The sequence below is a fragment of the Methylobacterium sp. HMF5984 genome, from assembly GCF_045033435.1.
Classification (GTDB): Bacteria; Pseudomonadota; Alphaproteobacteria; order Rhizobiales; family Beijerinckiaceae; genus Methylobacterium.
Map to the genome: position 1 here is coordinate 1625877 of NZ_JBJFLN010000001.1, position 21436 is coordinate 1647312.

Sequence of the window (21436 nt, forward strand, 5' to 3'; positions counted from 1 at the left end):
GGCACGGCACGCACCCGGCATTCGGGCGTTAGTCGATGACGCCATCCAACAACTCGAGGCCAGCATGAACGCACCGACCACCGCATCGAGGAATGCCGCAGCGGATGGGGCCGCCCCCGTCGCGCCGCCGGCCGGCCTCGCGACGCGGGCCTCGGACGCGCGCATCCAGGGGCCGCGGATCTACAACTTGTTCCCGCTCCTCGTCGGGCGGGTCTCGGACTGGACGGCCGAGCTGCCGCGGATCGCCGCCCTCGGCTTCGATTGGGTCTACCTGAACCCGTTCCACGCCACCGGCGGCTCGGGCAGCCTCTACGCCGTCGCCGACCCCGAGCGGCTGGACGATCGCTTCCGCGACCGGGACGGCACCTCCGACGACGATCAGATCCGGTGCTTCTGCACGGCGGCCGAGGCCATCGGCCTCTCGGTGATGACCGACCTCGTCATCAACCACACCGCCAACGACGGCCGCCTCGCCCGCGACAGGCCGGACCTGTTCGTGAAGGAGGCCGACGGCTCGATCGCCAGCCCGGCGGCGGTCGATCCCGACGATCCGTCGACCCGCACCGTCTGGGGCGATCTCGCCGAGCTCGATTACCATTCCGAGGGCCCGCGCAGCGAGCTGGCCCGGATCTGGGACGCCTACATCGCCCATCTCCAGAGCCTCGGCGTCGCCGGCTTCCGCTGCGATGCGGCCTACAAGGTCCCGCCGGAGACGTGGCGCGCCCTGATCGGGCAGGCGAAGGCGCGCGAGGCCGGCTGCCTGTTCGCCGCCGAGACCCTGGGCTGCACCTTCGAGGAGGCCAAGGCCACCGCCGGCGCCGGGTTCGACTACCTCTTCAACTCGTTCGCGTGGTGGGATCTTAAGAAGCCCTGGGCGCTGGAGCAGTACGAGCGCCTGCGCGTCATCGCCCCCTCGATCGCGTTTCCCGAGAACCACGACATGCCGCGGCTCGCGGCCAAGGTGTCGGGCGGCCCGGAGGCCGTCGCCGCGCAGCTGCGCAGCCGCTACGCTCTCGCCGCGTTCTACTCGGCCGGCGTCCTGATGCCGATCGGCTACGAGTGGGGTTATCGCCGCGCGGTCCACGTCGTCGACACGACGCCGGCGGACCGCGAATCCGAGACCGGGATCGACATCTCGGCCTATGTCGCCGCGATCAACGCCCTGCGCGCCGAGCTTCCGGCCGCCAACGTCGAGGGCGCGCAGGCTCGGATCTCCGCGCCGGACGCCGATTTCGTCGCGCTCGCCCGCTACGATTCCGGCCATCCGGCTTCCGCCCGGCACGCCGTCATCCTGCTCTTCAACTCGACCGACAAGCCGGTGCCGGTCGATGCCGGAGCGCTGATCACCCGGACGGGCGGCCTGCTCGGGCCGTTCGTCGACCGCACGCCGGAAGCCGAGCCGATCGCCTTCCATCCCGGCAGCGCCATCGACCTGGCGCCGGGCGAGCTGCGCATCATCAGCGCCGTCGCGGCGGCCGTGACCAAGCTGCCGAGCCGCGGAACGCCGGACGGCACCGGCCGCGTCGTGATCGAGGCGGTGACGCCGGAACTCGACGGCGGCCGCTCTCCGGTCAAGCGCGTCGTCGGCGAGAACCTGCGGATCGAGGCCGACATCTTCTCGGACGGTCACGAGATCCTGAACGCGGCGATCCTGTCGCGCGTCGTCGGCACGAGCGAATGGCGCCGGGACCCGATGGTCTTCGTCGACAACGACCGCTGGGCTGGGCAATTCCCGCTCGAGAAGAACGCCCGCTACGAGTTCACCATCGAGGGCTGGCGCGACGGATTCTCGTCCTGGATGCGCGATACGCTGAAGAAGCGCGACGCCGGCGTCGACGTCCGCCTCGAGACGATCGAGGGCGTCACCCTGGTCCAGACCGCGGCGGACCTCGCCGAGGGGCGCGACAAGGAGCGGTTGCAGGCGCTCGTCGCCGCGCTCGGCGCCGAGGAGACCGGCTCGGCCGCCCAGCTCGACCGCATCCTCGTGCCCGACGCGGCGAGCCTCGTCCGCCGCAACGCGGAGCGGGTGAACGCCTCGCGCTACCCCGTGACGGCGCAGGTGATCGCCGATCGGCTCGCGGCCCGGTTCTCGGCCTGGTACGAGATCTTCCCGCGCTCGCAGTCGATGGACGTGAATCGCCACGGCACCTTCGACGACGTGATCCGCCGCCTGCCGGAGATCCGCGAGCTCGGCTTCGACGTGCTGTACTTCACGCCGATCCACCCCGTCGGGCGCACCAACCGCAAGGGCAAGAACAACACCCTGAAGGCGCTGCCGGGCGACGTCGGCTCGGTCTACGCGGTCGGCACCGAGGAGGGCGGCCACGAGGCGGTCCATCCCGAACTCGGAACGCTGGCCGACTTCGAGCGCCTGGTCGCGGCGAGCCACGCCCACGGCATGGAGGTGGCGCTCGACTTCGCGATCCAGTGCTCGCCCGACCATCCTTGGATCAAGAACCATCCCGAGTGGTTCGAGTGGCGCCCGGACGGGACGCTGAAGTTCGCCGAGAACCCGCCGAAGAAGTACGAGGACATCTCCAACGTGCACTTCTACGGCGGCGCGCTGCCGTCGCTGTGGATCGAGCTGCGCGACATCCTGCTCGGCTGGTGCAGCCGCGGCGTGCGCATCTTCCGGGTCGACAACCCGCACACCAAGCCGATCCCGTTCTGGGAATGGGTGATCGCCGAGGTGAACGGGCGCTATCCGGACGCGCTCTTCCTCGCCGAAGCCTTCACCCGGCCGAAGATGATGAAGAAGCTCGCCAAGGCCGGCTACCAGCAGAGCTACACCTACTTCACCTGGCGCAACACCAAGGCCGAGCTGACCGAGTACGCGACCGAGCTTGCGGGCGAGATGGGCGAGTACTACCGGCCGAACTTCTTCGCCAACACGCCCGACATCAACCCGCATTACCTCCAGACGAGCGGCCGCGCCGGCTTCGTCGTGCGGGCGACGCTGGCGGCGACCCTGTCGTCGGTCTACGGCATCTACAACGGCTACGAGATGTGCGAGGCGGCGCCCTATCCCGGCAAGGAGGAGTACCTCAACTCCGAGAAGTACGAGCTGAAGGCCTGGGACTACGACCGGCCCGGCAACATCCGCGAGCACATCATCAAGCTCAACCACATCCGTCGCGAGAACCCCGCGCTTTGGGATTTCCGCAACGTCGTGTTCACGGCGGCCTACAACGACAGCATCATCGCCTACGCCAAGACGACGCCCGACCGCGACAACTGCGTGTTCGTGATGGTCAACCTCGATCCCAAGAACCGCCAGGAATGCACCTACGAGGTGCCGCTCTGGCTGCTTGGCGAGGGCGACGGCGGGGCGGTCGCCGTCGAGGACCTGCTCGACGGCTACACGTTCGAGCTGCGCGGCAAGTCGCACCGCATCGCCCTCGATCCCGTCGAGCGCTCGTGCATCATCTGGCGGCTCAGCCGTCCGAAGCGGGTTGCGGGCTGAGGCTGCCCGTGTGAACAGAAATCCAGCGCGATCGGCCCGGTCGGTCGCGCTGTCGCCACCATCCTGCGGTTCTACAGCCGCACACCGATCACGCGACGATCATCCTCGCGCGGGACCGGCACCAACGCCCCTGAATCCGACGTGCGAGGCAACGACGCGATGATCGATCGCAGCGATCCGCAATGGTACCGTGACGCCATCATCTACCAGATCCACGTCAAGTCGTTCTTCGACTCGAACAACGACGGGATCGGGGATTTCGAGGGCCTTACCCAGCGGCTGGATTATGTCCGAGACCTCGGCGTCACCGCCATCTGGCTGATGCCGTTCTATCCGTCCCCGCTGCGCGACGACGGCTACGACATCGCCGACTACGAGGAGGTCAACCCGTCCTACGGGACGATGGCCGACTTCCGGCGCTTCGTGGACGCCGCGCACGAGCGCGGCCTACGGGTGATCACCGAGCTGGTCATCAACCACACCTCGGACCAGCATCCGTGGTTCCAGCGCGCCCGCGAGGCGCCGGCCGGATCGCCCGAGCGCGACTTCTACGTGTGGTCGGACACCGACACGCCGTATTCGGACACGCGGATCATCTTCCTCGACACCGAGACCTCGAACTGGACCTGGGATCCGGTCGCCAAGCAGTATTTCTGGCACCGCTTCTACAGCCACCAGCCCGACCTGAACTTCGACAACCCGAAGGTGCTGGAAGCGGTCATCGAGACGATGCGCTACTGGCTCGACATGGGCGTCGACGGCCTGCGCCTCGACGCGATCCCGTACCTGATCGAGCGTGACGGCACGAACTGCGAGAACCTGCCCGAGACCCACACGGTCATCAAGGCGATCCGCGCGGCGCTGGATGCGAGCTATCCCGACCGGATGCTGCTGGCGGAAGCCAACCAGTGGCCGGAGGAGACCGCGCAGTATTTCGGCGACGGCGACGAATGCCACATGGCGTTCCACTTCCCGCTGATGCCGCGCATGTACATGGCGATTGCCCGCGAGGACCGGCACCCGATCACCGACATCATGCGCCAGACGCCCGAGATCCCGGAAGGGTGCCAGTGGGCGATCTTCCTGCGCAACCACGACGAGCTGACGCTCGAGATGGTGACGGCAGAGGAGCGCGACTACCTGTGGTCGTTCTACGCCGCCGAGCGCCGCGCCCGCATCAACCTCGGCATCCGCCGCCGGCTCGCGCCGCTGCTCGAGAACGACCGGCGCAAGATCGAGCTGATGAAGTCCCTCGTGCTGTCGATGCCCGGCACGCCGGTGCTGTACTACGGCGACGAGATCGGCATGGGCGACAACATCTACCTCGGCGATCGCGACGGCGTGCGCACGCCGATGCAATGGTCGCCCGATCGCAACGGCGGCTTCTCGCGGGCCAACCCGCAACGGTTGTTCCTGCCGGCGATCCAGGACCCGATCTACGGCTTCGACGCCCTCAACGTCGAGGCGCAGACGCAGTCGCAGACCAGCCTGCTCAACTGGACGCGGCGGATGATCGCCATTCGCAACAACAGCACCGCGTTGGGCCGCGGCTCGATGCAGTTCCTGTATCCGTCGAACCGCAAGGTGCTCGCCTGGATCCGCGAGTTCGAGGGCGAGCGCGTGCTCTGCGTCGCCAACCTGTCACGGGCGCCGCAGGCGGTGCAGCTCGACCTGTCCGAGCTGCGCAGCGCCGTGCCGATCGAGCTCACCGGCGGAACCGAGTTCCCGCCGATCGGCGAGCTGCCCTACCTGCTCACCCTGCCATCCTACGGCTTCTACTGGTTCTCGCTGTCGTCGGCGAACACCGGCACGATCGGGCCGATGAAGGAGGCGCCCGAGCTGTTCACGCTGGTGCTCACCGGCGGCATCGAGAGCCTGATGGCCGGTCGCGAGCGCCTCGCCTTCGAGCGCACGGTGATCCCGCCCTTCATCGCCAGCCGGCGCTGGTTCGGTGCCAAGGGCTCGCGGATCAAGAGCGTGCAGGTCGTCGACTGCGCGACCGTGAAGGAGGCCGGCGGCGAAGCCCGCTTCCTGCTGCCGCGCCTCGACGTCCAGCTCTCCAACGGCGAGCGCCAGCAATACTTCGTCCCCGTCGGCGTCGACGAGGGGCGCGAGGACGAGACGCTGCTCGAATTCGCCGTGGCGCGCGTGCGCCGCGGCCCGCGCACCGGCCTGCTCTACGGCGCGGCGGCCTCGCCGGACTTCGCGATCTGCCTCGCCGAGGGGATGCGCGACGGCCGCGAGATCCCGACCGAGGGCGGCAAGCTCGTGTTCTCCTCGACCTCGGCCTTCGACCACAGCGTGCCGTTCGAGGCGAGCGACGTCCGCCGGCTCTCGGCGGAGCAGAGCAACACCTCGATCGCCATCGGCGCGAAGATGATGCTCAAGCTGCTGCGCCGCCTGCAGCCGGGCACGCACCCGGAAGTCGAGGTCGGGCGCTTCCTCACCGAGGAGGCCAAGTTCCCGAACACGCCGGCGCTGCTCGGCACCCTCGAGCACGTCGCCGAGGACGGCACGCGCACGGCGCTCGCCGTGCTGCAGAGCTTCGTCCTCAACCAGGGCGACGCCTGGACGGTGATGCTCGAAGGCCTGCGCCGCGATTTCGAGACCGTGGTGCTGGCCCCCGAGAGCGAGGCGCCGACGCCGGCGGAAGCGTTCCACGATCACCTACGCTGGGCCGACCTGCTCGGGCGGCGGACCGCGGAGATGCACAATGCCTTCGCGATCGAGACCGGCGACGCGGCCTTCGCGGCCGAGCCCTTCACCGCCGACGACCTGGCGGTGCTCGGCGCCGATGCCCGGCACCAGGCCGATCGGGCCTTCCGCGGCCTGAAGGCGATCGCGGAGCGCGGGCTCGATGCGGGCCGCCCGTCGAGCGTCGCGCTCGCCGGGCGTCGTGCCGAGGTCGATGCCCTGATCGCGTCGCTGACCCGCGACCCGCCGAAGGGCGCGTTCAAGACGCGGATCCACGGCGACTACCATCTCGGGCAGGTGCTGGTGTCGAGCGGCGACCTGGTGCTGGTCGACTTCGAGGGCGAGCCCTCGCGTCCGGCCGACGAGCGCCGGGCGAAGTCGACGCCGCTGCGCGACGTGGCGGGCATGCTGCGCTCGTTCGCCTACGGCGCCGAGACGGTGACCCGCGAGATCGCCGGCCGCTTCGCGGATTCGGAGGATCGGGCGCGCACCGCCGCCTTCGCGTGGCGTGGCATGATCGATGCGGCGTTCCTGAAGGGCTACGAGACCGCGGTCTCGGAAAGCCGCGCCGCCGTGACCGACCCCGAGACGCATGGCCGGCTGCTTCGCCTCTGCCTGCTGACCAAGGCGCTCTACGAGGTCGATTACGAGGCCAACAACCGCCCCGACTGGATCGAAATCCCCGCCCGTGGGGTTCTGACCATTCTGGAGGACGCCAAGGCGTCCTGATCCCATGCGCGTGCCGACGAGGCAAGAACGGCTTCGTCGGCGCGCGCGGAGACAGACCGGCCTGAAGCCGTCCGACCTTCTCGGACGCCGCTTCGGTCACCCGAGAGAGGCACCTGAATGACGGCCATCGACCAGACCTTCGCGACCCGCACCGATCCGTCGGACACGAACCCGGTCTCGAATGTCGCCCCGTCCGGCTCCGCGCAGGCGGGCACAACGCACAGCGTGCATCCCGATGCGATCGCGGCGGTGATGGCGGCCAACCACGGCGACGCGTTCAGCGTGCTCGGCCCGCATCAGGTCGGGCCCGGAGCCTGGGAGGTCCGCGCCGTGCTGCCGGAGGCGAAGTCCGCCGCGCTCATCGTCGGCGGCGAGGCGGTGCCGTTCGAGCGGCGCCACCCGGATGGGTTCTGGGTCGCCAAGGTCGAGAGCCAGGGCCGGCCACTCTACGAGATCGAGGTCGAGACCTGGGACGGGGCCAAGCGCCGCCGTCACGACCCCTACGGCTTCGGTTCGTCGCTGGAGCAGCACGACGTCGACACCCTGCGCGAGGTCGGGACCAACCTCGTCTACAAGATCCTCGGCGCGCAGCTCGGCTGCCTCGATGGCATCGACGGCTTCCGCTTCGCGGTGTGGGCGCCGAACGCCCGCCGCGTCAGCGTCGTCGGCGACTTCAACGAGTGGGACGGCCGCCGCCATCCGATGCGCCTTTGGCAGAACGGCGGCCTGTGGGAGCTGTTCGTGCCCGGCCTCAAGGCCGGTCAGCACTACAAGTTCGAGATCCGCGGCCCGGACGGCGCGCTGCTGCCGCTGAAGGCCGACCCGGTCGCCTTCGCCGCGCAGCACCCGCCGGAGACGGCCTCCGTGCTGCAGGGCACCAGCGAGCCCGCCTGGCACGATAAGCAGTGGATGGCGACCCGCGGCGACAAGGATCCGCGCCACGCCGCGATCTCGATCTACGAGGTGCATCTCGGCTCGTGGGCGCGCGTGCCCGACGAGGGCAACCGCTACCTGACCTACAAGGAGATGGGCGAGCGCCTGATCCCGTACGTCAAGGAAATGGGCTTCACCCATATCGAGATGCTGCCGATCACCGAGTTCCCGTTCGACGGCTCCTGGGGCTACCAGCCGGTCTCGCTGTTCGCGCCGACGAGCCGGCACGGCACGCCCGACGACTTCGCGGCCTTCGTGAACGCGGCGCACGAGGCCGGCATCGGCGTGATGCTCGACTGGGTGCCCGGCCACTTCCCGCTCGACGCGCACGGCCTCGGCCAGTTCGACGGCACGCATCTCTACGAGCATGCCGACCCGCGCCAGGGCTTCCACCAGGATTGGGGCACCTACATCTACAATTTCGGCCGGGCCGAGGTCGCGACGTTCCTCGCTGCCAATGCCCGGTTCTGGCTCGAGCACTACCACCTCGACGGCCTGCGCGTGGATGCCGTCGCCTCGATGCTCTACCTCGACTACTCGCGCCGCCAGGGCGAGTGGATCCCGAACCAGTACGGCGGCAACGAGAACCTCGACGCGATCAACTTCCTGCGCAAGACCAACGAGGCGACCTACGCGCACGCCCCCGGCACGATCACGGTCGCCGAGGAATCCACCTCTTGGCCCGGCGTCTCGCACCCGACCTACACCGGCGGGCTCGGCTTCGGCTTCAAGTGGAACATGGGGTGGATGCACGACACCCTGAACTTCGTCTCCACGGACCCGATCCACCGCCGCTACCACCACCACGACCTGACCTTCGGGCTGCTCTACGCCTTCTCCGAGAACTTCATTCTGCCGCTGTCCCACGACGAGGTGGTGCACGGGAAAGGCTCCCTGCTCGGCAAGATGCCCGGCGACCGCTGGCAGAAGTTCGCCAACCTGCGCGCCTATTTCGGGTTCATGTGGGGGCATCCCGGCAAGAAGCTGCTCTTCATGGGCGGCGAGTTCGGCCAGGAGCGCGAGTGGAACCACAACCAGTCGCTCGACTGGCACCTGCTCGACGACCCCGCCCATGCTGGCGTCAAGGACGTGATCCGCGACCTGAACCGGCTCTACGTCTCGACACCGGCACTGCACAGCCGCGACACCGAGGCGGCGGGCTTCCAGTGGCTGGTGGCCGACGACCAGGACAACAGCGTGATCGCCTGGGCCCGAAAGGGCCGCGAGGCCGGCGAGATCGCCATCGTCGTCTCGAACTTCACGCCCGTGCCGCGCGAGAACTACCGCATCGGCGTCCCGGCGGGCGGCTTCTATCGCGAGGCGTTCAACTCGGATGCCGGCATCTACGGCGGCTCGAACATGGGCAACATGGGCGGCCGCGAGGCCGACGCGGCGGAGAGCCACGGCCAGGGTCATTCCCTGAGCCTGACCCTCCCGCCGCTCTCAACCATGATCTTCGTTCGCGAAGGCTGAGGGCATCGCTGGGGCGGCGGTGCCGAGGGGTCCCGCCGCCCGCGACGCGCGACGAGGGGAGGTCGCCTTGCTCGAATCGGTGCGGACGTCGTCGGTCACTCTGCCGAGCATCCGCCTGCACGTCGCGGAAGCCGGTCCGGCGGACGGGCTTCCCACGATCTTCCTGCACGGCTTCCCAGAGTTCTGGTACGGCTGGCGCCGCCAGATCGGCCCCCTGACGGAGGCGGGCCTGCGCCTCGTTCTGCCCGACCAGCGCGGGTACAATCTCAGCGACAAGCCCGAGGGCCTCGCCGCCTATCATCTCGACCGGCTCGCCGCCGACGTGATCGAGCTGGCCAACCATTACGGCTTCGCGGCGTTCCGGCTCGTTGGCCACGATTGGGGCGGCCTCGTCGCGTGGTGGACGGCCTCGTTCCATCCCGAGCGGATCGTGCGGCTGGCGATCCTAAACGCGCCGCATCCGGCGGTCTTCGGCCCCTACGTCCGGCGGCATCCGACGCAGATGCTGCGCAGCCTCTATGTCGGCTTCTTTCAGATCCCGCGCCTGCCCGAAACGCGCCTGACCGCGAACGACGGTGCGGTGCTGCGCCAGGCGCTTGCGAAGACCGGGCGGAAGGGCAGCTTCACCGCGGCGGACCTGGATCGCTACGCCGAGGCCTGGGCCCGGCCCGGAGCGATGACGGCGATGCTGAACTGGTACCGGGCGCTACGCCTTCCGCGGCCCGGCACCGCGCCGCGGATCACGATGCCGACCCTGATCCTGTGGGGGCGGCGCGACCACGCGCTCGAATCCGGCCTCGCCGAGGCGAGCCTCGCGCTCTGCGATGCGGGCCGCATCGCGTGGTTTCCCGAGGCGACCCACTGGGTCCAGCACGACGCGGCGGAGGCGGTGAACGCGTCGCTGATCGCCTTTCTGGCCGACGGGAAGATCGAAACATGAGGAAGCCCGCGGATCCTTCGATCCGCGGGCTTCCACGCGCTTGCGAAACGTCGCGAGGCTGAGGTTCAGCGCTTGAACTTGCCGTCGTACTTGAACTCGGGCGCCGCCTTGAGCTGGTCCTTGGTGGCGCCGATGATCGCCTTCCACTTCTTCGCGCCCTCGTCGTAGCCGAGCGCCACGGAAGACGGCTCGACCGAGACGTAGCGCTCGCCCATGCCGAGGAAGCCGCCGACCGAGAGGATGTAGCTGCTGAGCTTGCCGTTCTCGATCGCGAGATCCTTGATCTCGCCGACGTTGTTGTTCGAGCCGTCCATCACGTTCAGACCGATCAGGTTGTAGCTCAGCACCGCGTCCTGCGGGACCGGGACGAACTTCGCGGCCGTGGTCGGGGTGGTCTGCTTCTCGGCGGCGAACGCCGTGCCGGAAACGGTGAGGGCAACCATGGATGCCAGGATCAGACGACGCATTGCTATCTCCACAACCCGAATGGGGTGGCTAGGAATGCTGCGCGGCCGCGATCGTTCCGTCACCGATTCGTGGGTAATCGCGCCTGTTCCGATGTCCCGAAGCCGAACGGAAAAAGCCCGCGGATCGCTGGGATCCGCGGGCTGGGCAGTCGGGCCGAGCAGCCATTCAGGCCGCTTGCTTGCGCTTCTCCGGCGCCACCTTCTCCAGGGCCGCCTTCTCGGGCTTCGCCTCGGTCCGCGTCTTCGAGGCTATCAGCGGCAGCTCGATGTCGAGCCCGAGCGTCGAGACGCCCTCGCCGCGTTCGAGCGTGATCTTGACCTTGTCGCGCTCGACCGAGACGTGCTTGGCGATGACCGCCAGGATCTCCTCGCGCAGCGTGATCACGAGGTCGGGCTGGCCGGTCTCGGAGCGCTCGTGGGCGAGGATCAGTTGCAGGCGCTCGCGGGCGACGGAGCCGGATGCGCGCTTGTTGAAGAGACCGAGGAGGGTCATGCGGCCCTCCGCAGGAACAGCTTGTCGAGGAAGGACTTGCGGTCCGTCGGCATGGTCATCGGCAGCTCTTCGCCCTTGAGCCGGCGCACCGCGTCGGAATAGGCACGGGCCGGCGCGCAGTGCGGGTTGTTCAGCGTCACCGGGCAGCCGACGTTCGAGGCGCGCAGCACTTCCTGGCTCTCGGGGATGATCGCCAGGAGCGGGATCGAGAGGATCTCGAGCACGTCCTCGACCTTGAGCATGTCGCCGCGGTCGGCCCGGGCGGGGTCGTAGCGGGTCAGGATCAGGTGCTTGTCCATGTTCTCGCCGCGCTCGGCCTTGATCGTCTTGGAGTCGAGCAGGCCGATGATGCGGTCGGAGTCGCGCACCGACGAGACTTCCGGGTTGGTCACCACCACCGCGACGTCGGCGTGGCGCATGGCGAGCTGGGCGCCCCGCTCGATGCCGGCGGGCGAATCACAGATCACCCAGTCGAACTTCTCGCGGAGCTCTTCCATGACGCGGGCGACGCCCTCGTCGGTGAGCGCGTCCTTGTCGCGGGTCTGCGAGGCCGGCAGCAGGTGCAGGGTCTCGAGCCGCTTGTCGCGGATCACCGCCTGGTTGAGCTTGGCATCGCCGTTGACCACGTTGATGAGGTCGTAGACGACCCGGCGCTCGGCACCCATGACGAGGTCGAGGTTGCGCAGGCCGACGTCGAAATCGACGACGCAGACGCTCTGCCCGCCCTGCGCGATCGCGGCACCGAGTGCCGCTGTTGTCGTCGTCTTGCCGACGCCGCCCTTGCCCGATGTGACGACCAAAACCTTTGCCACGCGTGTCGCTCCTTGATCTGCGGTGATCGGATCGAGTTCTGAAAGTTCGAAAGTCAGTCCAGGCCGGCCATGCGGATCGCGCCGCCGTCGAGCCAGATCTGTACGGGTTTGCCCTGCAGCTGCGTTCCGATGTCCTCGGCCGTGCGGACAAGGCGATCGATCCCGAGCAGCTCGGGCTGGAACTTGCGGCAGTAGATGCGGGCCCGCGGGTTGCGGGCGGCGCCCGCGATCGCCCGGCCGCGCAGCGCGCCGTAGATGTGGATGGAGCCGCCCGCGAGGATCTCCGCCCCGGACGAGACCGAGCCCATCACCGTGACGTCCCCGGTGGGATGCACCACCGTCTGCCCGGAGCGGACCGAGCCCTCGATGGTGATCGAGGTGGAGACCGGCTCGTCCGGCACCTTCGGCAGATCAAGATTGGTCGCCGGACGCCCGCCGACGAGCAGCGGCGGCAGGCCGGGTGCGATCGTTTCCACGCCCTCGAAGCCGAGGATGCGGACGCGTCGTCCGACGAGGTCGGCCACCAGCGCCTGCAGCGCGTCGTGGTCCGGGCGCAGGGCGCCGAGATCGAGGATGATCGCGCGCCCGTCGAACAGGGTCGGCGAGCGCTTGAGCGCCGCGTCGAGGTCCGCCAGCCAGTCGGCGAGCGGCGGCTCGGGCTTCAGCGCCATCGCCTTGAACGCACGGCCTCGAAAGGCGAGGGCGCGTCGGGCGGCGGGCTTCGTCGGGGCGGCAGGTTTTGCCGGGTCCGAGGCTGCCGTAGCCGGCTCGGGCGCGGACGATTCGGTGCCGGCGGGCGCAGCAACCGTCTCCAGGGAAACGGCTTTCTCGGGCTGTGCCGGAACGGGACGGTCGGGGTCCGGAACGATCTGTATTTTCACGGGTCAACGATTCCTTACCGGATCATTGACGGCGGATATGGTTACCGAACGGTTAAGGATGAGGATCCTGTCGCAATCTCATGCCCGGATCCTGTGATGTCGGCTCAGCCGCGCTCCAGCAGCGCCAAGCGGATCGCGTCCTCGACGAGCCGCACCTCGACGCCCTGGCCGGTGAAGCTCGGATCGAGGTCGTCGGCGGCCTTGTACAGGCCGTCGATCGCGATCAGCTCGGGCTCGAACTTGCGGCACCAGATCCGCGCGTTCGGGTTGCCGGCGGCACCGGCGATCGCACGGCCGCGCAGGGCGCCGTAGACGTGGATCGAGCCGCCGGCGATCACCTCGGCGCCCGAGGCGACGGCGCCCATCACCGTCACGTCGCCTTCGAGATGCAGGACCGCCTGGCCCGAGCGCACCGGTGCGTCGAGGATCAGCGAGACGGCCGAAGCCTGCGCGGGCGGCGCCGGCACGGCCGCCTCGGGGGAGGGGGCTTCGGCCTCGGGGATCTCGATCTCCCCGGTCGGCCGCCCTCCCGCCAGCGCCGGCGGCAGGCCCGGCCCGAGCAGCGCGGGCGCCGCGCCCTCGATCCCGTAGATCGCGATGGCGCGCGCCGAGAGCTCGGCCACCAGACCGGTCAGGTCGTCGCGATCGAGCGTGAGCCCGGTGAGATCGAGGATCACCGGGCGCCCGGCGAAGAACGCGGGTGCGCGCTGGCGCAGGGCGTCGAGATCGGCGAGCCAATCCTCGATCGGGGGCAGCGGCGCGAGCACGGTCGCCATGAACGAGCGGCCGCGGAAGCGGATCGGCGGACGGGGCGCATCGGGCTTGGGCTGGGTCACGGGGGTCGGCATCTCGCGTGTCGGGCCTGGACCCTGCCTGCATGCGGCGTGCGCGCCCGCGGAGCAATCCTTGCCGGGCGCTTGCCCACGCCCCTTGTCGCCCGCCGATGGTCGCGCACGTTCGAGACGCACCCCGCAATCCCGTCGTCGACGGCAGCTAAACCGTTGGGCGAGAACTGGAATGGTTCTGAAACATAGCGGTTGCGCGGCCGCAGGGCGCCTTGCTACCCCCGGCACGGAACGCCGCCCTTCGAGGGCGTGAAGCCCCGTGGAGTCGGCCCGATGGCACCGCAGAAGGACGCACGCCGCCGTCCGGCCTACCGCCTCGCGGTCGTGGGGCGGATCGTGCTCGCGGTCGCCGGCGGCTACGCGGTGGCGGCGCTGCTGACCGCCCTGCTGTCGTTGACGCTGCCGCTCGTCCGCTCCGAGGCGGTCGCGACGGCGACCCTCCTGAGCTTCGCGGTGATGGTCGCCGTGGTGATCTACGTCTTCGCCGCGCCGACGCTCGGCCGTGCCGCCCTGACGGTCGCCGGGCTCGCGGCCGTCCTCGGCGGCGGGCTCTGGCTCGCCGGCGGCTTCGCCGCGGTCGGTGCCGCATGAGGCAGGGTTTTCGCCAATCGATGGCGTGGCTGCACGCCTGGTCCGGCCTCGTCGTCGGCTGGGTGCTGTTTTGCGTCTTCGTCACCGGCACCGCGAGCTACTACCGGACCGAGATCTCGCAGTGGATGCGGCCGGAGCTCGCCGCGACCGCGAGCGACCCGGCCCGCTCCGCCGACCTCGCCGCCGCCTACCTGCAGAGGGCGATGCCCGACGCCACCGGCTGGTACATCGAGCTGCCGAAGCCCGAGAAGCCGCTGATCGGCGTGATGTGGTGGAAGAGCCTGGACGGCCCGTTCCATCAGGCCCTGCTCGATCCCGCCACCGGGACGCCGACCAAGGCCCGCGACACACGCGGCGGCGACTTCCTCTACCGCTTCCATTTCGAGCTCGGCATGCCGCCGCTCTGGGGCCGCTGGATCGTCGGCACCTGCGCGCTGGTGATGCTGGTGGCGCTAGTCTCGGGCATCGTCACCCACCGCAGGATCTTCGCCGACTTCTTCACCTTCCGGCGGCGTCGCTCGCAGCGCGGCTGGCTCGATGCGCACAACGTGTTCGGCGTGCTCGCGCTGCCGTTCCACCTGATGATCACCTATTCCGGCCTCGTCACCCTCGCGCCGATGTACATGCCGTGGGGCGTCGTCTCCGCCTACAAGGGCGACGAGATGCGCTTCTACGTCGACAGCGGGCTGATGCCGGAGCTGCGCGCCCCGTCCGGGAAGCCCGGCACCTTGGCGCCGCTCTCCGGCATGGTCGCGCGGGGCATCGCCGCCAGGGGCGAGGCGCCGGAAGGGGTCTCCGTCTTCAACCCCGCCGACGCGACGCCCTCCGTGCTTGCGGTCTTCGAGGAGCCGCACGGGCTTCCCCACGAGCATCCGCAGATCGCGTTCGACGGCGCGACCGGGGCGATGCTCGGCAGCAACGGCGCGACCCGCGCCGCGGCCAAGACCTCGACCGTCATGCTCGGGCTGCACGAGGGGCACTTCGCCGGCGCGGCCCTGCGCGTGCTGTTCTTCCTGTGCGGGGTGATGGGCGCCGCCACCGTCGCCACCGGGCTCGTGCTGTGGGCCGTGGCGCGGGCGCCGCAAGGGGCGGAGGCGGAAGGCTTCGGCCTGCGGCTGGTGCGGACGCTCAACGTCGGGACCATCGTCGGCCTGCCCGCCGGAATCGCCGCCTACTTCCTGGCCAACCGCCTGCTGCCGCTCGACCTTGCCGCCCGCGCGGATTGGGAGGTCGGAACGTTCTTCGGCGCCTGGGCGCTGGTGGCGGTCGCCGGCGCCCTCCGCCCGGCCGGATCGGTCTGGCGCGAAGGCCTCGGGCTGGTCGGAGGCCTGTTCCTGGCGGTGCCGGTCGTCGGCGCGCTCACCACCGGCCTGCATCCGCTCGCCGGCGAGACGCGCTTCCTCGGCTTCGACGCCGCGATGATCGCCCTCGGCATCCTCCTCGGGCTCGCCGCGCGGAAGGCGGGGCAGGCGCGGCTCCGGCCGGCGCTCCGGGCGGACGCCGGCATCACGGGCGGGGAGGCCCTGCGCGCGTGACCGCCATCGTCGTCGGCCTCAACCTCGCCCTGTGCTTCGCCGGACTGTCGGCGCTGGCGCTCAGCCTCGACCGTCACCATCGCGACGCCTTCCTGGTGCGTCCCGGCGCGGCCCGCGCCCGGACCCTGCGCATCGCCGGCTGGGCCGGCATCGGCCTCTCCTTCGTGGCGGCGGTGGCGCTGGAAGGCTGGAACTTCGGTCCGGTGCAATGGATCGGCGCCCTGACCGGCGCGGCGCTGCTCGTGGTCGCCTTCCTGTCCTACCGCCCGGGCTGGCTCCGCTCGGCGGCGTTGCTGGCGCTACCGATCGCGCTCGTGGCGCTGCCGCTCGCCCTGAACGGTTGAGCAGGGCTCGCGATCACCGCAGAACCGCTGCCCCCTTGCCGCCGAGGCCGACTCCTTATATTGCGGCGCAATAGCTCGAACCCGTTCTCGACCCGGCGTGGCCGACTGCAATCGCGGTCCGTCCCGTGGCGGGTTCTACTCGCTTCGGAAACACCATGAAGCTGCGCAACATCGCCATCATCGCCCACGTCGACCACGGCAAGACGACGCTCGTCGACAAGCTGCTGTCGCAGTCCGGCTCCTTCCGCGACAACCAGCGGGTCGAGGAACGGGCGATGGACTCGAACGACCTCGAGAAGGAGCGCGGCATCACCATCCTGGCCAAGGCGACCTCGGTCGTCTGGAAGGATACCCGCGTCAACATCGTCGACACCCCCGGCCACGCCGACTTCGGCGGCGAGGTCGAGCGCATCCTGTCGATGGTCGACGGCGTGATCGTGCTGGTGGACGCGGCCGAAGGCCCGATGCCGCAGACCAAGTTCGTGGTCGGCAAGGCCCTCAAGATCGGCCTGCGCCCGATCGTGGCGATCAACAAGGTCGATCGTCCCGACGCCCGCATCACCGAAGTGGTGAACGAGGTGTTCGACCTGTTCGCGGCGCTCGACGCCACCGACGACCAGCTCGACTTCCCGATCCTCTACGGGTCCGGCCGCGCCGGCTGGATGGCCACGACGCCGGACGGCGATCAGAGCGAAGGGCTCGCGCCGTTGTTCGATCTCGTGCTCGAGCACGTGCCGCAGGCCCGCGTCGAGGAAGGCCCGTTCCGGATGCTCGGCACCCTGCTCGAAGCCAACCCGTTCCTCGGCCGCATCATCACCGGCCGCATCGCCTCCGGCACCGTAAAGCCGAACCAGGCGATCAAGGTGATGGACCGCGAGGGCAAGCTCGTGGAGACCGGCCGCGTCTCGAAGATCCTCGCCTTCCGCGGCCTCGAGCGGGCGCCGATCGACGTCGGCGAGGCGGGCGACATCGTTTCCATCGCCGGCCTCGTGAAGGGCACCGTCGCCGACACGTTCTGCGACCCGCAGGTCGAGACCCCGATCCAGGCCCAGCCGATCGATCCGCCGACCGTCACCATGTCCTTCATCGTCAACGATTCGCCTCTCGCCGGCACCGAGGGCGACAAGGTCACCAGCCGCATGATCCGCGACCGCCTGTTCAAGGAGGGCGAGGGCAACGTCACGCTGAAGATCGAGGAGGCCGCCGACAAGGACAGCTTCTTCGTCTCTGGTCGCGGCGAGCTGCAGCTGGCGATCCTGATCGAGACCATGCGCCGCGAGGGCTTCGAGATCGCCGTGTCGCGTCCCCGCGTCGTGCTCTCGAAGGACGAGGACGGCGGCATCCTCGAGCCGATCGAGGAGGTCGTGGTCGACGTCGACGAGGAGTACTCGGGCGTCGTCGTGCAGAAGATGTCCGAGCGCAAGGCTGAGATGATCGAGATGCGTCCGTCGGGCGGCGATCGCCTGCGCCTCGTCTTCCACGCACCGACCCGTGGCCTCATCGGCTACCAGAGCGAGCTGATGACCGACACGCGCGGCACGGCGATCATGAACCGCCTGTTCAAGGCCTACGAGCCCTTCAAGGGCGAGATCGCCGGCCGCCGCAATGGCGTGCTGATCTCGAACGACAAGGGCGAGGCCGTGGCCTACGCCATGTGGAACCTCGAGGACCGCGGCCCGATGATGATCGAGCCCGGCGCCAAGGTCTACCAGGGCATGATCATCGGCGAGCACAACCGCGAGAACGACCTCGAGGTGAACGTGCTCAAGGGCAAGAAGCTCACCAACATCCGCACCACCTCGAAGGACGAGGCCGTGCGCCTGACCCCGCCGATCCGGATGACGCTGGAGAAGTCGCTCGCCTGGATTCAGGACGACGAGCTGATGGAAGTCACCCCGAAGTCGATCCGCCTGCGCAAGACCCACCTCGATCCGAACGACCGCAAGCGCTTCGAGCGCTCGGGCGGAGCGGCGAGCAGCGCGAGCTGAGGATCCATAAGGATCGGAATACGAAGGGCCGGGCGGCGATCGCCCGGCCCTTTTTCGTTGGGTCGATATCGTGACGCTATCGAAATAGGGGCAGCTCCCTCCCCCCTCCGCGGGGGAGGCGGCCCGCGAAGAGGGTCGGGAGAGGGGAGCGCGCTGTCCGGAGAGGTCGCTCCCCTCTCCCGACCCTCGCTCACGCGAGGCCCACCCTCCCCCGCAGAGGGGGGAGGGAAGGTGCGTCTGCCGCGACGAGGGAGCGAGGGCTCCCGACAAGAGGAGGGCTCCGGCGGCGACTCTCACCCGCCGCCCGGGTCGGTATCCTTGTCAGTGCCGCCGCCCTTCGGCCCCATGCCCGGATGGCCCTCGGTCTTCTCGTTCGGGTCCATCACCGCGTCGGGTGCGGAATTCGCGGGCTTCTTCGTGTCCGGCGTCTCGTCCGTCGGCTTGTCGTGATCGCTCATTCGCCCTCCTCGCGCTCGGCCTTGTAATGCCCGGAGGCGACGGTCTCGTCGGCCTGCGGGCCGCGCGACGCCTTCTGGTCGGAATGCCCGCCCGACGAACCGCCGGGCGTCGGCGGAGCGCGGCCGGGCTCGCCGCCCTGCTTCCAGTCGGACTTGCGCTCGGGGTCGGACTTGCCGCCCGTGCCCATGTCGGTGATCGACGACTGCTCGGCGGTGTGGCCGCCGCCGCCGGCCGCGGGCTCGCCGCTGCTGCCGACCTGATCGTCCGGCTTGCGGGTGACGGTCTGCGAGGCCTCGTCCGTGTCGCGGGCCATCAGCGCTTGCCGTCGTCGTGGCCGACCGGCGCGGTGGCACGGTCGATCGCCTCGGAGGCGGAGGCGCCCGGCTGACCCTCGCCGCGGATCGCCCGCAGGTTCTCGGCCGGCGTCTCGGCCTCGGTCTGGTCGGTCGCGTCCTCGCTCGGCATACCCGAGGCGATCCGCGCGGTCTCGGCCTCGCCCGCCGGGTCGCCCTTCAGATCGGCCTGGGTCCGGGCCGGGCTGCCGACGTCGAGGGGCGAATCCTGCCCGAGATCCTGCCCGTTGCGGTCCGCGTTCGCGGAAAACCCCTTCAGCGAGGGGCGGTCTGCGTCGTGCTCGGCCATGATGCGCCTTTCGGGCTGTCGATCCATCGTGTGGACCAACAACACCGACGGCAGGCGGCGGTTGCTTCCGACCGCCGGGCGCGATCGTCACGCGCCCCGCCCGCCACATGGCGCAACGCGGCGTCTTCGGCGTCGCGAGGGCGGCGGAACCGGTCGATCAGGCGGCCGTCTCGGGCTTGCGGGATTCCGGCGTGCCCGAGCGCATCAGCGTCACGAACCGCTCGAACAGGTAGTGGCTGTCGCGCGGGCCCGGCGAGGCTTCCGGGTGGTGCTGCACCGAGAAGGCAGGCCGGTCGGTGAGCGTCAGACCGCAATTCGAGCCGTCGAACAGCGAGACGTGGGTCTCGACCGCGGTCTCCGGCAGGCTCGCCGGATCGACGGCGAAGCCGTGGTTCATCGAGACGATCTCGACCTTGCCGGTGGTCTTGTCCTTGACCGGATGGTTCGCGCCGTGATGGCCCTGGCCCATCTTCACCGTGCGGCCGCCGAGCGCGAGCCCCATCAGCTGATGGCCGAGGCAGATGCCGAAGGTCGGCACCTTCTCAGCGAGCAGCTCGCGGATCACCGGGACGGCGTACTCGCCGGTCGCCGCCGGATCGCCGGGGCCGTTCGAGAGGAAGACGCCGTCGGGTTTCAACGCCAGGATGTCGGCCGCACTGGTGGTGGCCGGCACGACCGTGACCGAGCAGCCGGCCTCGGCCAGCAGCCGCAGGATGTTGCGCTTCACCCCGTAATCGATCGCGACGACGCGCAGGCCCTCGCCCGGAACGCCGCGGCCGTAGCCGGCCTTCACCGTCCAGGTCGATTCGCTCCAGTCGGAGCGCTCGCGGCTGGTGACCGGGGGCACGAGGTCGAGACCTTCCATCGGCGCCAGCGCGGCGGCGCGCGCCTTCAGGGCCTCGCGGTCGAAGTTGCCCTGGGGGTCGTTGGCGATCACCGCGTTCGGCATGCCGTGGTCGCGGATGCGGGCGGTCAGCGCGCGGGTGTCGATCCCGGTGATGCCGAGGATGCCGCGGGCCTTCAGCCACGCATCGAGGTGGGACGACGAGCGCCAGCTCGACGGCTGCGTCACGGCCGAGGCGATCACCGTGCCACGCACGCCCGAGGCCGGGGCCGCGTCGAGGCTCTCGAGGTCCTCGTCGTTGGTGCCGGTGTTGCCGATATGCGGGAAGGTGAAGGTGACGATCTGCCCGGCATAGGACGGATCCGTCAGGATCTCCTGGTAGCCGGTCATCGCTGTGTTGAAGCAGACCTCGCCGTCGGCGATCCCGGTCTGGCCGATGCCGAAGCCTTCGAGGATGGTGCCGTCGGCCAGAACCAGCAGGGCGGTTGCGACGGGCTCGGCCCAGGGGGCGGGGGCGGGGCGCGCCTGAGCGGCGGCGCCGTCTTTCGGCACGGAAGCGCTGTCTTGCAGCATCGGCGTGATCTCGCTTATGTCCGGCCTCGACCGGCGCCGTCGAGACGGCGCGAGCGGGCGGCTGATGATCGTGTGCCGCGGTCTTATCGAGCCCGCGGCGATGGGGTCAATGTGGGGCCGCGTCGAAGGCGGCTCAATCGCTGCAAACCGCAGGCCAGCCACCCGTTTCTGCACAACAAGGACAACATCGATGCTGCGCGCCCGCCTCACCACCGAGATGAAGGAGGCCATGAAGGCCGGCGAGAAGGCCAAGCTCGCCACGATCCGCATGATCCAGGCGGCGCTGAAGGACAAGGACATCGAGGCGCGCGGGCTCGGCAAGGAGCCGGCGACCGACGACGAGATCCTGGCGCTGCTGCAGAAGATGATCAAGCAGCGCGCCGAATCGGCCTCCGTCTACGAGCAGGGCGGCCGGCCGGAGCTCGCCGAGAACGAGCGCGCCGAGATCGCGATCATCGAGGGCTACCTGCCCCGGCAGATGGACGAGACCGAGACCAAGGCGGCCGTCGACGCCGCGATCGCCGAGGCGGGCGCCGCCGGCCCGAAGGACATGGGCAAGGTGATCGCCGTGCTGAAGGGCGCCTATGCCGGCCGCATGGACTTCGCGAAGGCGAGCGGGCTGGTAAAGGCGGCGCTGAACGCCAAGGCGTGAGGGCACCTCAGGCACGGAGGTCCTTTCTGCGCGCTTCCGCGTTGGCACGCAGCCCCGCGTCGACGCGGCGAGTCGTTA

At 69.6% G+C, this 21436-nt stretch carries 18 protein-coding genes; 9 read left to right on the plus strand and 9 right to left on the minus strand.

Translation table 11 applies throughout. The annotated features are described in order from the left end of the window. The first annotated feature begins 64 nt into the window (after positions 1-64). The 4 genes from ACFZ8E_RS07760 (at position 65) to ACFZ8E_RS07775 (ending at position 10232) form a co-directional block, all read left to right on the plus strand. Positions 65-3463 (plus strand): maltotransferase domain-containing protein, encoded by a 3399-nt coding sequence (locus ACFZ8E_RS07760; protein WP_405042523.1) that lies wholly within the window; start codon positions 65-67, stop codon positions 3461-3463. Positions 3464-3622: 159 nt separating this feature from the next. Continuing rightward, entirely contained in the window at positions 3623-6886 is a 3264-nt protein-coding gene (gene treS, locus ACFZ8E_RS07765; protein WP_147841851.1) for a maltose alpha-D-glucosyltransferase, read from the plus strand. 117 nt (positions 6887-7003) lie between these two features. Then, the gene (gene glgB, locus ACFZ8E_RS07770; RefSeq protein WP_405042524.1) at positions 7004-9292 is read left to right on the plus strand and encodes a 1,4-alpha-glucan branching protein GlgB; all 2289 of its coding nucleotides are present in this window, start codon (positions 7004-7006) and stop codon (positions 9290-9292) included. 67 nt (positions 9293-9359) lie between these two features. Next, positions 9360-10232, plus strand: a complete 873-nt coding sequence (locus ACFZ8E_RS07775; RefSeq protein WP_405042525.1) for an alpha/beta fold hydrolase — start codon at positions 9360-9362, stop codon at positions 10230-10232. 65 nt (positions 10233-10297) lie between these two features. On the opposite strand, the gene ACFZ8E_RS07780 is transcribed toward ACFZ8E_RS07775, so the two are convergent. From ACFZ8E_RS07780 to minC (ACFZ8E_RS07800), 5 genes are all read right to left on the minus strand, one after another. Beyond that, a complete protein-coding gene (locus ACFZ8E_RS07780) occupies positions 10298-10699 on the minus strand; it encodes a PRC-barrel domain-containing protein (RefSeq protein WP_147726433.1) in 402 nt (133 codons plus the stop codon). 166 nt (positions 10700-10865) lie between these two features. Then, the gene (gene minE, locus ACFZ8E_RS07785; RefSeq protein WP_243988754.1) at positions 10866-11192 is read right to left on the minus strand and encodes a cell division topological specificity factor MinE; all 327 of its coding nucleotides are present in this window, start codon (positions 11190-11192) and stop codon (positions 10866-10868) included. Next, positions 11189-12004: a septum site-determining protein MinD gene (gene minD / locus ACFZ8E_RS07790; RefSeq protein ID WP_147726435.1), complete on the minus strand. Its 816-nt coding sequence runs from the start codon at positions 12002-12004 to the stop codon at positions 11189-11191. Before minD ends, minE begins: the two co-directional genes overlap by 4 nt. 53 nt (positions 12005-12057) lie before the next feature. Beyond that, entirely contained in the window at positions 12058-12675 is a 618-nt protein-coding gene (minC, locus tag ACFZ8E_RS07795; RefSeq protein WP_147726438.1) for a septum site-determining protein MinC, read from the minus strand. A 314-nt stretch (positions 12676-12989) separates the two neighbouring features. Then, positions 12990-13733 carry a septum site-determining protein MinC gene (gene minC, locus ACFZ8E_RS07800; RefSeq protein WP_243937298.1) on the minus strand — a complete coding sequence of 248 codons (744 nt, stop codon included), beginning with the start codon at positions 13731-13733 and terminating at the stop codon, positions 12990-12992. A 270-nt stretch (positions 13734-14003) separates the two neighbouring features. Between minC (ACFZ8E_RS07800) and ACFZ8E_RS07805 the strand changes: the two genes are divergently transcribed. The 4 genes from ACFZ8E_RS07805 to typA all read left to right on the plus strand — a co-directional run bounded on the left by ACFZ8E_RS07805 (position 14004) and on the right by typA (position 18188). Next, on the plus strand, positions 14004-14321 hold the full coding sequence (locus tag ACFZ8E_RS07805; RefSeq protein ID WP_243937300.1) for an iron transporter: 318 nt from the start codon (positions 14004-14006) through the stop codon (positions 14319-14321). Then, positions 14318-15856 carry a PepSY-associated TM helix domain-containing protein gene (locus ACFZ8E_RS07810; protein ID WP_405042526.1) on the plus strand — a complete coding sequence of 513 codons (1539 nt, stop codon included), beginning with the start codon at positions 14318-14320 and terminating at the stop codon, positions 15854-15856. The genes ACFZ8E_RS07805 and ACFZ8E_RS07810 overlap by 4 nt, the downstream gene beginning before the upstream one ends. Continuing rightward, the gene (locus ACFZ8E_RS07815; RefSeq protein WP_405042527.1) at positions 15853-16200 is read left to right on the plus strand and encodes a DUF3325 domain-containing protein; all 348 of its coding nucleotides are present in this window, start codon (positions 15853-15855) and stop codon (positions 16198-16200) included. Before ACFZ8E_RS07810 ends, ACFZ8E_RS07815 begins: the two co-directional genes overlap by 4 nt. A gap of 155 nt (positions 16201-16355) precedes the next feature. Beyond that, positions 16356-18188 carry a translational GTPase TypA gene (gene typA / locus ACFZ8E_RS07820; RefSeq protein WP_147728668.1) on the plus strand — a complete coding sequence of 611 codons (1833 nt, stop codon included), beginning with the start codon at positions 16356-16358 and terminating at the stop codon, positions 18186-18188. 293 nt (positions 18189-18481) lie between these two features. Here the strand turns inward: typA and ACFZ8E_RS07825 are convergent, their stop codons facing one another. From ACFZ8E_RS07825 to carA, 4 genes are all read right to left on the minus strand, one after another. Then, complete coding sequence (locus tag ACFZ8E_RS07825; RefSeq protein ID WP_405042528.1) at positions 18482-18646, minus strand: hypothetical protein; 165 nt, start codon at positions 18644-18646, stop codon at positions 18482-18484. Then, positions 18643-18960: a hypothetical protein gene (locus ACFZ8E_RS07830; protein ID WP_405042529.1), complete on the minus strand. Its 318-nt coding sequence runs from the start codon at positions 18958-18960 to the stop codon at positions 18643-18645. The genes ACFZ8E_RS07825 and ACFZ8E_RS07830 overlap by 4 nt, the downstream gene beginning before the upstream one ends. Continuing rightward, on the minus strand, positions 18960-19289 hold the full coding sequence (locus ACFZ8E_RS07835; protein ID WP_147728665.1) for a hypothetical protein: 330 nt from the start codon (positions 19287-19289) through the stop codon (positions 18960-18962). The genes ACFZ8E_RS07830 and ACFZ8E_RS07835 overlap by 1 nt, the downstream gene beginning before the upstream one ends. A 157-nt stretch (positions 19290-19446) precedes the next feature. Beyond that, positions 19447-20706 (minus strand): glutamine-hydrolyzing carbamoyl-phosphate synthase small subunit, encoded by a 1260-nt coding sequence (gene carA, locus ACFZ8E_RS07840; protein WP_405042530.1) that lies wholly within the window; start codon positions 20704-20706, stop codon positions 19447-19449. Positions 20707-20896: 190 nt separating this feature from the next. On the opposite strand from carA, the gene ACFZ8E_RS07845 reads away from it, so the two are divergent. Continuing rightward, the gene (locus tag ACFZ8E_RS07845; protein ID WP_243937646.1) at positions 20897-21358 is read left to right on the plus strand and encodes a GatB/YqeY domain-containing protein; all 462 of its coding nucleotides are present in this window, start codon (positions 20897-20899) and stop codon (positions 21356-21358) included. Positions 21359-21436: the final 78 nt, after the last annotated feature.